At 62.7% G+C, this 16,071-nt stretch carries 11 protein-coding genes; 6 read left to right on the top strand and 5 right to left on the bottom strand.

From position 1 onward, the window contains the following. The first annotated feature begins 220 nt into the window (after positions 1-220). Both S101446_RS12240 and S101446_RS12235 read left to right on the top strand, forming a co-directional pair. Entirely contained in the window at positions 221-2,437 is a 2,217-nt protein-coding gene (locus S101446_RS12240) for an EAL domain-containing protein (RefSeq protein ID WP_087608457.1), read from the top strand. A gap of 56 nt (positions 2,438-2,493) precedes the next feature. Then, entirely contained in the window at positions 2,494-4,227 is a 1,734-nt protein-coding gene (locus S101446_RS12235) for a putative bifunctional diguanylate cyclase/phosphodiesterase (RefSeq protein WP_087608456.1), read from the top strand. A gap of 272 nt (positions 4,228-4,499) precedes the next feature. Here S101446_RS12235 and lpdA read toward each other — a convergent pair whose 3' ends face one another. From lpdA to zapE, 4 genes are all read right to left on the bottom strand, one after another. Next, positions 4,500-6,233 carry a dihydrolipoyl dehydrogenase gene (gene lpdA, locus S101446_RS12230; protein ID WP_087608455.1) on the bottom strand — a complete coding sequence of 578 codons (1,734 nt, stop codon included), beginning with the start codon at positions 6,231-6,233 and terminating at the stop codon, positions 4,500-4,502. A 68-nt stretch (positions 6,234-6,301) separates the two neighbouring features. Then, positions 6,302-7,561, bottom strand: a complete 1,260-nt coding sequence (odhB, locus tag S101446_RS12225; protein ID WP_010509215.1) for a 2-oxoglutarate dehydrogenase complex dihydrolipoyllysine-residue succinyltransferase — start codon at positions 7,559-7,561, stop codon at positions 6,302-6,304. 124 nt (positions 7,562-7,685) lie between these two features. Then, entirely contained in the window at positions 7,686-10,559 is a 2,874-nt protein-coding gene (locus S101446_RS12220) for a 2-oxoglutarate dehydrogenase E1 component (RefSeq protein WP_010509213.1), read from the bottom strand. A 346-nt stretch (positions 10,560-10,905) separates the two neighbouring features. Continuing rightward, entirely contained in the window at positions 10,906-12,108 is a 1,203-nt protein-coding gene (zapE, locus tag S101446_RS12215) for a cell division protein ZapE (protein WP_087608454.1), read from the bottom strand. Between the two features lie 120 nt (positions 12,109-12,228). On the opposite strand from zapE, the gene S101446_RS12210 reads away from it, so the two are divergent. The 4 genes from S101446_RS12210 to S101446_RS12195 all read left to right on the top strand — a co-directional run bounded on the left by S101446_RS12210 (position 12,229) and on the right by S101446_RS12195 (position 14,329). Continuing rightward, positions 12,229-12,567: a carboxymuconolactone decarboxylase family protein gene (locus S101446_RS12210; protein ID WP_019085226.1), complete on the top strand. Its 339-nt coding sequence runs from the start codon at positions 12,229-12,231 to the stop codon at positions 12,565-12,567. 80 nt (positions 12,568-12,647) lie between these two features. After that, positions 12,648-13,292, top strand: a complete 645-nt coding sequence (locus S101446_RS12205) for a 2OG-Fe(II) oxygenase (RefSeq protein WP_048852000.1) — start codon at positions 12,648-12,650, stop codon at positions 13,290-13,292. Positions 13,293-13,380: 88 nt separating this feature from the next. Next, positions 13,381-13,725, top strand: a complete 345-nt coding sequence (locus S101446_RS12200) for a hypothetical protein (RefSeq protein WP_087608453.1) — start codon at positions 13,381-13,383, stop codon at positions 13,723-13,725. A gap of 61 nt (positions 13,726-13,786) precedes the next feature. Continuing rightward, the gene (locus S101446_RS12195; protein ID WP_010509203.1) at positions 13,787-14,329 is read left to right on the top strand and encodes a Spy/CpxP family protein refolding chaperone; all 543 of its coding nucleotides are present in this window, start codon (positions 13,787-13,789) and stop codon (positions 14,327-14,329) included. 114 nt (positions 14,330-14,443) lie between these two features. Here the strand turns inward: S101446_RS12195 and zwf are convergent, their stop codons facing one another. Further along, positions 14,444-15,967 carry a glucose-6-phosphate dehydrogenase gene (gene zwf, locus S101446_RS12190; protein ID WP_208620520.1) on the bottom strand — a complete coding sequence of 508 codons (1,524 nt, stop codon included), beginning with the start codon at positions 15,965-15,967 and terminating at the stop codon, positions 14,444-14,446. Between the last annotated feature and the right edge of the window lie 104 nt (positions 15,968-16,071).

Raw genomic sequence — 16,071 nt, 5'->3', positions numbered from 1 at the left:
ATATAAATTCAGAATAAACATTATTTCATATAATGCGGGATATATGTCCTTCGTTCATATGATATCCGCTTGCCCACTGCTACCACCGTCCTGCCTGCCTTGATATGTATGATGGCATGTCCGGCCAGCGGCGTGACCAAACCGTTCCATCACTTTATGACCCCCGGTCCGCACGGCTTGCGGCGACGGGCTGCCCTTGTCCCTTTTGCGAGGTAATTCAATGTCCAAGCCTAACCTGAGCGCTGAAGTCCTTATTTCGGCACTGGAACAGGCCATAGACGCAACCGTTATTATTGATGACCAGAACCATGTCATCTTTTTCAATAGCGCTGCGGAAAACCTGTGGGGCCTGGACAGGAAGGACGTGCTTGGCCAGAACGTGAACGTGCTGGTGCCCGCGCAGCAACGCAGCGGGCATGACGCGTTCGTGAACCGCAGCCGCGCCAGCGGCCAGGACCGGATTGTCGGCACATCGCGGGAAGTGGAATTCACCCGCAGCAATGGGGAATACATATGCGGTGAACTGTCGCTGTCGAAGGTCGTCACGCATGACAAGCGCGTCTTCTTCATGGGGGTGATGAAGAACGTCACCAATGAAAGCCAGCAGCGCAAGATCCTGATCCTGCAGAATGACGTGCTGCAGGCACTGGCCAGCGACATGATGATACAGGACGTGGCCGACCTGCTGTGCCGCCGGGTGGAAAGCTTCGTGCCCGGCACGGTGGCGGTCCTCATGCTCATCACCGCTGATGGGCAGTTGCGCGTGCTGTCCAGCCCCACCCTGCCGAAGCGGTACCGGACGTCGCTAGAAAGCCTGTACATTTCCTCTTCCGAACTGGAAAAGCTGCGGGTGGATCCCAACTACGCCACGCGGCTGGTATGGGACAGCTACCGTTCGCTTGGTATCTCGCTGGGGCTGCAGCAGTGTTTCTGCACGCCGGTCTGCACGCGTTCGGGCCAGGTCAAGGGCATTTTCGCCCTGTATGCGCGTGAGGACCAGGGCCGCAATACATGGCCGCAGCGCATTGTTGATTCATGCATTCCCTTCTGTGCGCTGGCGTTCGAGCAGAATGCGACGCAGGAACATATTTCCCATCTTGCCAATTTTGACAGCCTGACCGGGCTGCTCAACCGTTCGTCGGTCCACAAGGTGATCGAGAGCATGATCAACAAGCAGGATGGCAACCGCCAGTTCGCCATCTTCATGCTCGATATCGACCGTTTCCGCGATATCAACGACGCGCTGGGCCATGTCTATGCCGACCAGTTTCTGGTCGAGATCGCGGCCCGTATCCGCGCCATCGCACTGGACGGGTATGTCATCAGCCGTTCCGGCGGGGATGAATTCGTGGTGGTCGTGCCCAACTGCCCCACCAAGGAAGCCACGGAGTTTGCCGAACGCCTGCTGGCCACCATCGCCAAGCCCATGCAGATCGGGCAAAACACGCTGACGATTTCCTGCTCGATCGGCATCAGCACCTATCCCGACAACGGACCGGATAGTGAGTCCCTGCTCAGCACGGCGGATGTGGCGCTGCGGCAGGCCAAGGAAAACGGGCGCGGCACCTTCCGCTTCGCCAACCTGGAAAAGAACCAGGTGGCGCAGGACCGGCTGGTGCTTGGCTCCGCGCTGCGTGATTCGCTGGCAAAGGGCATGCTCAACCTGCATTACCAGCCGCAGGTGCGCACGCATACGCTCGAACTCAGCGGGGTGGAGGCCCTGTCGCGCTGGCACCATCCGACGCTGGGCAACATCTATCCCTCCCGCTTCATCGCGGTGGCGGAGGAAACCGGCCAGATCGAGGCCATCGGCCGGTGGTCGCTGCTGGAAGCGTGCCGCCAGATCGTAAAATGGGATCGCGACGGCATCCATGTCCCCACCGTGGCCGTGAACCTGTCGGCGGTGCATTTCCGCAACCGCGCACTGCCCGAGCACATCGCGGCCCTGCTGAAGGACCATGATCTCAAGCCCGCGCGCCTGACGGTGGAAATCACCGAAAGCGTGATGATGGACAACAGCCGCGATACCGAGGAAGTGCTGCAGTCCATCCGCAACCTTGGCTGTGGCCTGTCGATGGATGATTTCGGCACGGGGTATTCGTCGCTGTCGCGTCTGACGCGCCTGCCACTGACGGAAATCAAGATCGACCGCAGTTTCATCAATGAATTCGAGCATGACACCAACGCGCAGGCGGTGACCATGGCGGTGATCGGCATCGGGTCGCGCCTGGGCATGACGGTGGTGACCGAAGGGGTCGAGACGGAACAGCAGTGGCGCCTGCTGGAGGAACTGAACTGCGATGTGATGCAGGGCTATCTGTTCGCCAAGCCGCTGGCCCCCGATGACCTGGAAAAATGGGTCAGGCAGCACAAGACAATCCGTGAAATCATGCCGACCACGCCTTCCGCCAAAAATGTTTCCGACAAGAAGAAATAACCCTAGACTGCTTACAGGTAATTCCCCGTTTCCTGCTCCGTATCCGAGGTACCAGAATGTCCGCATACCATGATAACAGGCTTCGCGCCCTAACGCATGAAGATGCCGACTTCTGGGCGGACGTGGTTGATAATGTCCTTATTGTCGCCGTGACCGACCGCAAGGGGGTCATTACCTACGTCAACGACAAATTCTGCAAGATCAGCCAGTACTCCCGCGAAGAACTGCTGGGCCACACCCATCGCATCCTGAATTCGGGGGAGCATAACAAGGCTTTTTTCCGGGACATGTACCGGACCCTGTATTCGGGCCAGACATGGCATGGCAACCTGTGCAACCGCGCCAAGGATGGCAGCCATTACTGGGTGGCGACCACCATCATTCCCCGCAAGAACGCAGATGGGGACATAAGCGGGTTTGTCGCGACCCGTTTTGAAATTACCGAGCTTATGAACACGAAGGTGCGGCTGAAAAAACAGGCCGCGACCGACGTGATGACCGGCCTGCTGAACCGCGGGGGGTTCAACGCCAGCCTTATTACCGCCGTGGAAGCGAGCAAACGCCGCAATGCCGACCCGCAGGTGCTGGTGATGTTCGACCTTGACGGGTTCAAGCCGGTCAATGACATACACGGCCACCATGCGGGGGATGAGGTACTCAAGACCATTGCGACGCGCCTGATCGAACTGATCGGGTCGCAGGACACGATAAGCCGTCTGGGCGGGGATGAGTTCGCGGTGATCCTTCATCACAGCCTGAAGATTATGCCGCTGCAGACCATCCTGAACAAGATCCAGAACCTGCTGGAAGAACCGATCATGCTGGACAGCGCCACCGTGCGCATTTCCGGCAGTATCGGGGCCACCCCCATCACTGGCGAGGAATCGCTGGAAGCCTTGCAGAAGAACGCCGATGTCGCGGTCTATGCCGCCAAGCAGGCGGGCGGCAAGCAGGCGCGCATGTTTACGCCCAGCCTGCACAAGACCACGATGGAACGCGCCAAGATCCTGGCGGAAGCCCGGCAGGGTGTCGCGGAAAAACAGTTCGAGGTTTACTACCAGCCCATACTGAACGCCCGTACCGGCCGGATCGAACAGGCGGAAGCCCTGATGCGCTGGCACCATCCCGAACGCGGGTTGCTGTCCGCCGGTGCGTTTACCGATGTATTCGCGGATTCGGCGCTGGCCCAGATCATGGAAACGCATCTGGTGCAGTCCTTCCACGATGATATCCAGAAATGGAAGGAAGCGGGGCTGCCCAGCCTGCGGCTGGCGGTCAACCTGTCGCATCTGGACCTGCTGAACCTTGAACAGCAGATCGACCTGTTCAGCGAGATCCGGCAGCTCAACCTTGACCCCAGCACCTTCATGCTGGAAGTCACCGAACAGATGCTGCAGGGCCGACGTGCGGAAAAAAGCCGCCTGCGCCTGTGCGGACTGGCGGAAGACGGGTTCGGGCTGGCCATGGATAATTTCGGCTACGGCACGGTGCGCCTGTCCACGCTGCGGGAACTGCCGCTGCAGTCGCTGAAGCTGGACCGTTGCCTGGTGCGCAATATCGGATCGGATAACAAGGCACGCAGCCTGCTGGCCTCCCTCATCAAGCTTGGTCATGGCTACAATCTGGCCGTGACGGTGGAAGGCGTGGAAACACAGGAAGAATTTGATACCGTGCGCGCGCTGGGCGTGGACTATGTGCAGGGCTTCTTCATCTCGCGCGCGGTTTCCGCCACGGAACTGATCCGCATCACGCGTGAAGATGCGTGGAACCCGACCCCCACGAGCGCATGAAGACGTTTTTGATGCAGCTTTTTGCAAAAAGCTTCGTCAGAAAGGCGCCTTTTTGAAAAAAGACAGCACCCAGAAACTTTTATTATTTTTATGATGTCGCGCGGCTGAAACTGCTTATATCAACCAGCCATCCACATTGATGCTGCGTCTTCTGCATTATTACAAATAAAAGTAATCCTGAATAACTGCATTTAAACAGAATCATTTTCTACAAATAAAAAACCCACCCGGCAACGAACCTGCCGGGTGGGTTTTGTGTTTGGTGCGCCGGTTCAGATATGGATGGCGCGCTTGTCTACATCCAGCGCCGCTTCCTTGACCGCCTCGCTCAACGTGGGGTGGGCGTGGCAGGTGCGCGCGATGTCTTCCGACGATGCGCCGAACTCGATCGCCATGGTGCATTCGGCAATCAGTTCGCCCGCCATCGGGCCAATGATATGCACGCCCAGCACCTGGTCGGTGGTGGAATCGGCCAGAACCTTCACAAACCCGTCCGTCATGCCGATGGCGCGGGCGCGGCCGTTGGCGGTGAAGGGGAATTTGCCAACCTTGTAGGAAACACCTTCTTCCTTCAGGTTTTCTTCGGTCTTGCCAACAGTCGCGACTTCCGGCCATGTGTAAACCACGGCAGGAATGGCGCCATAATTGACATGGCCTGCCTGACCGGCCAGCAGTTCGGCCACGGCAACACCTTCTTCCTCGGCCTTGTGCGCCAGCATCGGGCCTGCAATCACGTCACCAATCGCATAAATGCCGGGCACGCTGGTGGCGTAATGCGCATCGGTCACGATACGACCGCGCTTGTCCAGTTCGATACCGGCTTCCTCCAGCCCGAAGCCCTTGCTGGCCGCCGTACGGCCAATGGCCAGCAGAACCACGTCGGCTTCCAGCGTTTCCGCCGTCCCGCCCTGCGCGGGTTCCACGGTCAGGGTGACACCCTTGGCGGATTTTTCCGCCTTGGTCACCTTGTGGCCCAGCTTCATCTTCAGGCCCTGCTTGGTCAGGATGCGCTGGAAGGTTTTGGCCACTTCGTTATCCGTGCCCGGCACCAGACGGTCGAGGTATTCGATGACCGTCACGTCCGCGCCCAGCCGGTGCCATACGCTGCCCAGTTCAAGCCCGATCACGCCACCGCCGATCACGACCATCTTCTTGGGAACAGCGGAAAGTTCAAGCGCGCCGGTGGAGGTGACGATCTGCTTTTCATCAACATCCACGCCCGGCAGGCCTGCGCTGTCGCTGCCGCTGGCGATCACGATATGCTTGGCCGTGACCGGCTTGCCATCAACCGTGATACGGCCCGTGCCCTCGACCTTGCCTGTGCCCTTGAGCCAGGTGATCTTGTTCTTCTTGAACAGGAACTCCACGCCCTTCACGTTGGCGTCGACCACGGACTGCTTGCGCGCCATCATCTTCGCCAAGTCCAGCTTCACGCTGTCGATGATGATGCCCATCTCGCCATATTCATCCTTGGCGGCATGGAAGTTTTCGGACTGCTGCAGCAGCGCCTTGGACGGGATACAGCCAACATTGAGGCAGGTGCCCCCCAGCGTCGCACGCTTTTCCACGCACGCCACCTTGAAACCAAGCTGGGCCGCACGGATGGCGCATACATAACCACCGGGACCGGCACCGATCACGATCACATCGTAATCCGTCTCGGCCGGGGCTTCGGCGACGGCCTTGGGCGTGGGCGCGGCGGCAGGGGCCGCGGCAGTCGGCGCGGGCTGGGCCGGTTTGGCGGCGGGCGCCGCCTTCTGGCCGCCTGCGCCGGGGGTCAGGGTGGTCAGAACGGTGCCGACCTCGACCTCATCACCTTCCTTGACCGCGTGCGCGCCCAGTACGCCTGCCTGCGGGGCGGGGACTTCCACGCTGACCTTGTCGGTTTCCAGTTCGGCGATCGGTTCATCCGCGTTCACGGCGTCACCGGGCTGTTTCAGCCACTTTGAAACGGTCGCCGTGGTCACACTTTCGCCCAGCGTGGGCACCTTGATGTCGATTGTCATGTCTATTCAGTCCTGCTTGCTATGCGGTTGCGCGTAGGGGCCGCGCATGGGCACGGCCCCGGCAGGCATCAGACCTGCAGCAGCAGACGGCGCGGGTCTTCCACGTTCTGCTTGACCCGCACAAGGAAGCTGACCGCTTCCTTGCCATCCACGATCCGGTGATCGTAGGTCAGGGCGATATACATCATCGGGCGGATCACAACCTGCCCGTTCACCGCAACCGGGCGGTCCTGGATGGCGTGCATGCCCAGGATGGCCGACTGCGGCGCGTTGATGATGGGCGTGGACATGAGCGAGCCATAAATGCCGCCATTGGTGATGGAGAACGTGCCGCCCGACAGTTCATCGATCTTCAGCGTGCCTTCGCGCGCCTTCTTGCCAAAGCCTGCGATGGAGCTTTCGATCTGGGCGAAGCTCATCTTATCCGCATCGCGGATCACGGGCACGACCAGCCCGTTGGGGCCGCCCACGGCAATGCCGAGGTTGACGAACTCACGGTAGATCACGTCATCGCCGTCGATTTCGGCATTGATGGCGGGGAATTCCTGCAGCGCCGCAATCACCGCACGGCTGAAGATGGACATGAAGCCCAGTTTCACGCCGTTATGCTTCTTGATGAACAGTTCCTTGTATTCGGCGCGCATCTGCATCACCGCCGACATGTCCACTTCGTTGAAGGTGGTCAGCAGGGCGGCGGTGTTCTGCGCATCCTTCAGGCGACGGGCGATGGTGCGGCGCAGGCGCGTCATCTTCACGCGTTCCTCACGCGGGTCATCCTGACGCGGCGGGCGGGCGGCGGCGGCAGGCTGGGCAGCACGCGGCTGCGACAGGAACGACTGCACGTCACCCTTGGTGATGCGGCCATCCTTGCCAGTACCCGTGCCGACCTGTGCTGCGGACACGCCCTGTTCGGTCATCATCTTGCGCGCGCTGGGGAACGCCACGGCTGCCGCCCCCTGTGCCGCGACATCGGACGGCGGGGTTGCCGGACGGGCGACCGGACCGCTGGCGGCAGGCTGGGCCTGCACGCCCGCGGGGGCGGCTTCCTTCTTCGGCGCGGGGGCGGCAGCGGCCTTCGGGGCCGCGCCGCTTCCGGCCTCGATGGTGGACAGCACGGTGCCGACCTCGACTTCCTCACCTTCGGGGACCAGCAGCGGACCAAGCACGCCCGCCTGCGGTGCCGGGACTTCCACGCTGACCTTGTCGGTTTCCAGTTCCACCAACGGATCGTCTTCGTTCACGGCATCGCCCGGATGCTTCAGCCATTTTGCAACGGTTGCTGTGGTAACACTTTCGCCCAGTGTCGGTACCTTGATATCGGCAGACATCTTTTGTTTCCCAATCCCTTGGCCACCCTGGCGCCCCACTCGTGCGTCCGGGCGGCCTTATCGTTATTCATGGGAACGGCCCAGACGCCGTTCCCGTATCCTTCATGCGTAAAACGCGTGCCCCTCAGGCACTGACGCCCAGCGCCTTGTTCACCAGCGCTGTCTGCTCGGCAACGTGGACCTTCGCAAGACCCGTGGCGGGGCTGGCCGCCGCCACGCGCCCGACATAGGTCGGCCGTGTGCTCTTGTGGCCTACCGATGTCAGCACGCCTTCGATCAGGCGATCGACAAAGTTCCATCCACCCATGTTTTCCGGCTCTTCCTGGCACCAGATCACCTTGGCCTGCGGGTAGCGGGCCAGTTCTTCCGCCAGCAGCTTTTCGGGGAAGGGATAGAACTGTTCCAGCCGGATGATGGCGACGTTATCCAGCTTGCGCTCACGGCGTTCGGTCAGCAGGTCGTAATAGACCTTGCCCGAACAGATCACCACGCGGTCCACCTTGGCGGGGGCCGCGATCTGGTCGATTTCGCCAATGACCGGCAGGAAGCGCGTGCCCGGACCGAAATCCTTCAGGTCCGATACCGCCAGCTTGTTACGCAGCAGGGATTTCGGCGTCATGATGATCAGCGGCTTGCGGTAATCCAGGAACAGCTGGCGACGCAGGGCGTGATAGTAGTTGGCCGGCGTGGTCAGGTTGCACACGCGCATGTTGTTTTCCGCGCAGAGCTGGAGATAACGCTCCAGACGGGCGGAGGAATGTTCCGGCCCCTGCCCTTCGTACCCGTGCGGCAGCAGCATGACCAGGCCGGACATGCGCAGCCACTTGGTCTCGCCCGATGCGATGAACTGGTCGATGATGACCTGCGCACCGTTGGCGAAGTCACCGAACTGCGCTTCCCACAGCACCAGCGCGTTCGGATCGGCCAGCGAATAGCCGTATTCGAACCCGAGCACCCCGAATTCGGACAGCAGCGAGTTGTAGATCTCGATCGCGGCCTGGTCCTTGGCGATGTTGTTCAGCGGCACATAGGTGTTCTGGTTGATCTGGTCGATCAGCACCGCGTGACGCTGGCTGAAGGTGCCGCGCTGGCAGTCCTCGCCCGACAGGCGGACATGGTGCTTGTCCAGCAGCAGCGTGCCGAAGCCCAGCGCCTCACCCGTGGCCCAGTCGATGCCCACGCCCGTCTCGAACATCTTGGCCTTGGCCTTGAGCTGCCGGACGATCTTGGAATTGGCGTTGAAGTCATCGGGCACATGCGCCAGCGCCGCGCCCACTTCCTTCAGCCGGTCAATGGCGACACCGGTTTCCGGCGCGGGGCGGGTGGCGTCCACCGGCGGCGGCTTCAGCCCCTGCCATGCGCCTTCCAGCCAGTCCGCCTTGTTGGGCTTGTAGCCCTGGGCGGCCTGATAGGCTTCTTCCAGCTTGTTATGGAAACCATCCCATTCGGCCGTGACCTCCGCCTCGGTCACGACACCTTCGCGCACCAGACGGTCGGAATACAGCGTGCGGATGGTCGGACGCGCGGCAATGGCCTTGTACATGGTGGGCTGGGTGAAGGACGGCTCATCGGACTCGTTATGGCCATGGCGGCGGTAGCCCACGATGTCCAGCACCACGTCGGATGCGAACTTCTGGCGGAATTCAGCCGCAAGGCGGGAGCAGTAGATCACCGCTTCCGGCTCGTCACCGTTCACATGCAGGATCGGGGCCTGCACCGCCTTGGCCACGTCCGTGCAGTAAAGGCCGGAGAAGGAATGGACCGAAACGGTGGTGAAGCCGATCTGGTTGTTGACCACGACGTGGATCGTGCCGCCGGTGCGGTAGCCGATCAGCTGCGACATGGCCAGCGTTTCATACACGATGCCCTGACCGGCGAACGCGGCGTCACCATGCAGCAGCAGGCCCATGTGGCGGCCGCGCTGGTGGGGATCGTCATCATCCTGCGTCGCGCGGACCTTGCCGATCACGACCGGGTCCACCGCCTCGAGATGCGAGGGGTTGGGCTGGAGCGAGATATGGACCGGAGTGCCGCCGATCTCGACATCGGTGGAGGTGCCGAGATGGTATTTCACATCGCCCGACCCCTGCACGTCGTCCGGCTTGAAGGACGCACCGGCGAATTCGCTGAAGATGGCGGTGTAGGGCTTGCGCACGATGTTGACCAGCGTGTTCAGGCGGCCACGGTGCGGCATGCCGATGGCGACCGAGCGCACGCCGCCCTGTGCCGCCTGATCAATGATCGCGTGCAGCGCGGGAATGGTCACGTCCTCGCCCTCAAGGCCGAAGCGCTTGGTGCCGACATAACGCTTCTGGCAGAAGGACTCGAAGCCTTCCGCTTCGGTCAGCTGCTGCAGGATGACCTTCTTCTGCTCGGGGCTTGCGCCCTTGCGCCAGTTGTCACCTTCCAGCCGCGCCTGCACCCACATGCGCTGCTCGGGATCCTGGATGTGCATGAACTCGGCGCCGATCGGCCCGCAATAGACCGAGCGCAGGGCATCGAGCACCTGGTTGATGGTCGCGGTGTCGGTTCCGATCAGGCTGGCGACGGTGTGGCCAAGGTAGATCGGGCGATCAAGATCCTTGGGGCCGAAGCCATAGGTCGCGGGGTCAAGGTCGGCATGGGGCTGGGGCACCTGCAGGCCCAGCGGGTCCAGCCGGGCCTCAAGGTGGCCACGCACGCGGAACGCCCGGATCAGCTGTGTCGCGCGCAGGCTGTCATCCGCCGCGGCCCGCAGCCCTTCGGCCGTTACACCCGCCGCCTTGCCATTCGGCAGGGGCAGGGGTTCATCACCGGTGATGATGTGCGGCCGTGGCGCCCACGACGCCCCTTCCGCATCATGAACGATTTCCGGCCCGTCCTCGTGCAGTTCCTGGAACAGGGAGGCAAAGGAAGGATCGACGCTGTTGGGATCGGCCACCCAGCGCGCATACAATTCGGCCAGATAGGCCGTATTGGCGCCGCTGAATGCGGTCGAAAGAATATCTACGCCCGCCATATTGAAGACATCTCCTCGCTGGCGGCCTTTTTTGGCCGCGCTATTGTCGGGTCCGGCATGCAACGTTCACCAGCCCGATTTGTATCGCTACCCTAGCCGCACCCCTGCCGGGATGCCGCCATCATTCATCAGGATCAGGTCTGCTTGCCGCGCATACTGACATTTTCGTGCCTGCCCCCGATCCGGGGAAACCGGCCTGCCAAACATCCCTATCCGCGGCCTTGGTCCCGGCTGATGCGAACTTGCCCATACCCAAGCAAAGACAGTCCGGCTTGCCTACCGCCTGACCAGTCACACCACCGCCATAACCGTCACGATGGCGTGACCCTTTCATCCCCCGACCATCCTACGCGTTCAGGTGTGGCAGCTGCATGTAGGCCGCACTCTGCATTTCCTCCAGACGGGATGCCGTCCGTTCGAACGCGGTCGCGCCCTGCCCTTTTGCATAGATGGCGTCGGGCCTGTCCTCGGCGGAGGCGAACAGCTTGACGTTCTGTTCGTACAGCGTGTCGATCAGGACGATGAAGCGCCGTGCCTCGTCAAAATTGTCCGGCCCCATGCGGGGGACGCCATCAAGGACAAGGTTGGGAAACCGCGTGGCCAGCGCCAGATAGTCGCCCGCGCCAAGCGGCCTGCCGCACAGATCGGCAAAGCTGAAGCGTGCGACCGGACCGGCCGCCCGTTCCACCTTCAGGCTGCGACCCATGATGTCCAGCGTGACCGGCACGACCGGCGCGCCATCGGCCAGCCGGATGAAGATCGAGTCGAGTTCGCGCCGCGCCGCGTCATCGACGGGAATGATCCATGTCTGCATGCCACGCGCGTTGCCCCGGCGGTAATCACGCGGGGAATCGAGGATGACGGTATCCACTTCCTTCAGGATGGCGGCAATGAACGGCTTGAAGGCATCAGCGCCCGGACGGTCCTGGAACAGGTCCTCGGGCTTCGTGTTGGATGTGGCCACCACCACCACGCCATCGGCGAACAGGTAGTCGAACAGGCGGCCAAGGATCATGGCGTCGGCAATGTCGTTGACCTGGAATTCGTCAAAGCACAGCAGCCACGCCTCCTGCGCGATCTGGCGCGCCAGTGGCGGGATGGGATCGGTCAGGCCGGGATCGGCCGCCTTCATGTCATGCAGGCGCTGGTGCACGTCCTGCATGAAGCGGTGGAAATGGACCCGGCGCTTGTGTTCCACCGGGGCCAGGCTGAAGAACAGGTCCATGAGCATGGTCTTGCCACGCCCCACCTGCCCCACCATGTAGACGCCGCGCGGACGCGGGGTTTCAGCGGGGGCATGCCCCGACAGGCCCAACCGGGCCTTCAGCCCGCCCAGCCAGCCCGAGGCCTGTGGCGTATCGTGCTGGACCACCGGGTGGTAGTCACGCAGTTCCCGCCACAGGCGGTCGAGCCTGCGGGCGGCTTTCTCCTGTTCCGGGTCACGATCAAGACGGCCGGAGGCCACACGGGCCTCATAGGCGGCGAGGGGGCCAGTACCTGCGGGCAGCGCCGCAGCGGACGGGCGGGCGGGGGCGATATCTGTATCCATGATATTTCGGCGATAGTCCGTAACAAATCCCCCATCAAGGCCGCAAACTCGCCAAACTGTGTCATGACAGGGGTTCTCTCCATCTGGTGAACTGAAACCATCCAAAATGGAGAGTTTGTGATGACTGACTGGAACGCCTACCGCGCCCATCTGGGCGACTCTATCAAGGCTTTTGCCGCGCTGTCCCCCGACACGATCAAGGGACTCCAGACGCTGGATGGCGCCGCCGCGCGCACTGGCCATCTGGATGCCAAGACGCGCGAACTGATCGCGCTGGCGGTGGCCGTGACCACGCGGTGCGACGGCTGCATATCCGTCCATTCCACCGCCGCGGTGAAGGCGGGGGCGACGAAAGCGGAAATTGCCGAGGCGCTGGGCGTTGCCGTGGCCCTGAACGCGGGGGCCGCGACGGTCTATTCCAGCCGGGTGCTGGATGCGGTGGACACGGTCGCCGGCTGACACCCGCACGCATGTCTTGCGGGGGGACGTGTCCGGGCCTAATCTGCGGGTAATTCACCGAACCTGCTTGCAGAGATGGCATGATCCGACCCGTCACCCCCGACTATGCGACGCTGGAAGCGGCCGCGGTCTCCACCGCCCCATTCCCCCATGTGGTGGTGCCGCATTTCATCGGGCCGGATGACCTGCATGCGCTGGCGGCCAGCCTGCCCGATATCCGCTCCGGCGGGTCCTTCCCGCCGGGAGCCCTGACACTGTCGCCGCTCATGGCGCAGCTGGTGCGGGAACTGGAGGGACCACGCCTGCGGGGTCTGATCGCACGCAAGTTCGCACTGGATCTGGACACCGCGCCGACCATGCTGACGCTGCGCGGGCGCACGCGGGCGAAGGACGGGCGCATCCACCGTGATTCCGACAGCAAGCGCGTGACCGTCCTGCTGTACCTGAACGCTGCCGATGACGCGGCGTGGTCACGCCACGAAGGCTGCCTGCGGCTGTTGCGCAATGCGCATGACATCGAGGATTTCGCCGCCGAAATCCCGCCCGTCAACGGCACGCTGCTGATCTTTCCCAACGGGCCGGATACATGGCACGGGCACCGGCAGTATGTCGGCCCACGCCACACCATCCAGCTGAATTACATGACCAATGATGCCCGCGCACGCAACGAACTGCGCCGTCATCGGTTCTCTGCCCTGACAAAACGTCTGCCATGGGTTGCCTGAAACCATGTACGGCCATCGTTTCGTCACGGACAGCGGTCATGTTTGTCCCGTTATCCGCCTTCACGACATGTCGAGGTACTCAAAGTCCATGCATCTGCGCAAACTTACCGCTTCCCTCCTGTCAGCCAGCCTTGCGCTGGGCATACTGGCGACAGCCGTACCCGCCGCGCAGGCCCAGCCATGGCATGGCGGCCCCCGTGGCGGACGTGGCGGGCCGCCGCCTCCGCCGCCACGCGGCGGCTATGGCGGCCACCGTGGTGGCGGTGGCGCGGGCCTGGCGGTCGGCAGCGGTCTCGCCGGGCTTGCGGTTGGCGCCATGCTGGGAAGCACGCTGGCCGAACGTGGCGCCGCCGCCCCGCCGCCAGCCTATTACCCCACGCCCGCGCCAGCCCCGCCGCCGCCGGCCTATTACCCGTATGGTGGCGGTTACTGATAACCACAGCCCTGATACATCCCACGCACACTGACACACACTGCGAAGGAAAATACCCAACATGATGTTCCGTCGGTTCCTACCCGCCGCTGCCCTCCTGATGCTGCCAGCCATGGCCATGGCTGCCGACCAGCAGCCCGTGGCCGCCCCCCAGACAGAGGCAGGCAAGCCCAACCCCACCGCGCCGCTGGCCCACACCCCGCGCGATCCCGCGCCGGAACAGGTGGAAGCGCATATCAAGGCGCTGCATGACGAACTGGGCATCACCAAGAAACAGGAAGCCCTGTGGGCCCCCTTCGCGCAGGACATGCGCGACAACGGACAGCGCCTGCATGATGCGATCGAGGACCGCCGCAGCAAGCTGGCGACCCTGAACGCCGTCGAAAACATGCAGTCCTATGCCGAACTGGTGATCGAACGCGCGCATGACATGCAGACGCTGAACACCGCGTTCGCATCGCTGTATGACAGCTTCTCCAAGAAGCAGCGCAAGCATGCCGACACCCTGTTCCGTGAAGGCGACAGCGAACACGCCGCCGCACAGCAGGCCAGGGCCGCTGAAGCACAGGGCAGCACGGCACCGGCCGCTACCCCCGCGCAGTAACGCGTATTACCTTACGGGACAGGTTTCCCGTCCCCATCCCGCCCGCGGTTGCGGGCGGGGGCTGGATACCGCATCACGACAGGGTCGTGGGCGGGTCCAGCCAGCCTGAACCATTCAGGCGCGATCGAGCGGGTACCACGCCCGCCCGTCACGACGCAGCAGTTCATCCGCCCCGCCGGGGCCTGTCGTGCCCGCTTTGTATATTTCCGGCCCTGCCGTATCCTTCGCCCATGCCTGCAGCACGGGGTCAACGGCCTTCCATGCCGCCTCGATATTATCGGCGCGCTGGAACAGGGTCTCATCCCCCATCAGGCAGTCATACAGCAGGGTTTCGTACCCGACATTGGGGGACCTGGCGAACACGTCCTCATAACGGAAGCGGGCCTGCACATCGGTCAGGTCCATTTCCGGCCCGGGCTTTTTCGCCCCCAGTTCCACCGTCAGCCCCTGGGCTGGCTGGATGTTGAGGATGATGCGGTTGGGGGGCAGCTCCTCCGTTTCGGTTTCACGGAACATGAGCATCGGCGGTTTGCGGAACTGCACCACGATCTCGGTCCGCCGTCCTCCCAGCGCCTTGCCGGTGCGCAGGTAGAACGGCACCCCGGCCCAGCGCCAGTTATCCACATGCAGCTTCAGCGCCACATAGGTTTCGGTGTTGCTGTGCGGGGAAACGCCGGGGCTTTCGCGGTAACCGACCATGGGCTTGCCCTCCACCGTGCCCGCCGCGTACTGCCCGCGCACGGCGTCGGCCGGGTTGATGGGGGTTACGGCCTCGAACAGCTGTTCCTTGGCGTTGCGTACGCTTTCGGCATCGAAGGTGTTGGGCGGTTCCATCGCCACCATGGCAAACAGCTGGAACAGGTGGTTGGGCACCATGTCGCGCAACGCGCCTGTGGGTTCGTAAAACGCGCCGCGCTGTTCCACGCCAATGGTTTCGGCGGCGGTGATCTCGACATGATCGACATATTCGTTGCGCCACAGCGGTTCGAATATCAGGTTGCCGAATCGCATGGCGAGGATGTTCTGCACCGTTTCCTTGCCCAGGAAGTGGTCGATGCGGAAGACCTGCGACTCCTCCAGCACCGACAGCACCCGGCGGTTGAGCGCCTGCGCCGAAGCCAGGTCGGAGCCAAAGGGCTTTTCAATCACCACGCGGCGGAAGGCGCCGTCCTTCTGCGTCACCACGCCGGCCTTGCCCAGCGTTTCGACCACCGTGGCGAAAAACCGCGAGGGGATGGCAAGGTAGAAAATGGCGTTCCCCGGCAGCTTTGTGCCCAGCTGGCGCAGGGCGTCCGCGTCACTGAAATCGGCCTGCACGTATTCCAGGCGCTGCGCCAGCCAGTCCCATTGCCCCGCGTTGATGCTGGCGGGATGGAATTCGGCGTTCGGGTCATGGGTGAAGGACTGCATCATTTCAGCCAGCCCGTCGCGCCACTGCGCGGTGGAACTGGCCACGCGGTCCACGCCGATGATGCGGAAGCCATCATCAAGCAGCCCGTTGCCCACCAGATTGTAAAGCGCGGGCATGAGCAGCCGCTTGGTCAGGTCCCCGTGCGCCCCGAAAATGACCAGCGTGCATGCCGGCGCCCTGCGCGCGCCGGGGGGCATGGTTTTGGAAGTGTCAGATGATAAGGCCATGATCTCTCTAACCGTTCTTGCCTGCGCCCTGTACCGGAACGGATGGTGGCGGCCAGCCTGTCCGATATGGCGCGATGGACCAAGCGTGCACCCGGCACGCGGAA

Origin of the sequence: Komagataeibacter europaeus (genome assembly GCF_002173515.1) — a bacterium.
Lineage (GTDB): Bacteria > Pseudomonadota > Alphaproteobacteria > Acetobacterales > Acetobacteraceae > Komagataeibacter > Komagataeibacter europaeus.
This window is presented reverse-complemented; position numbering and strand designations above follow the sequence as displayed.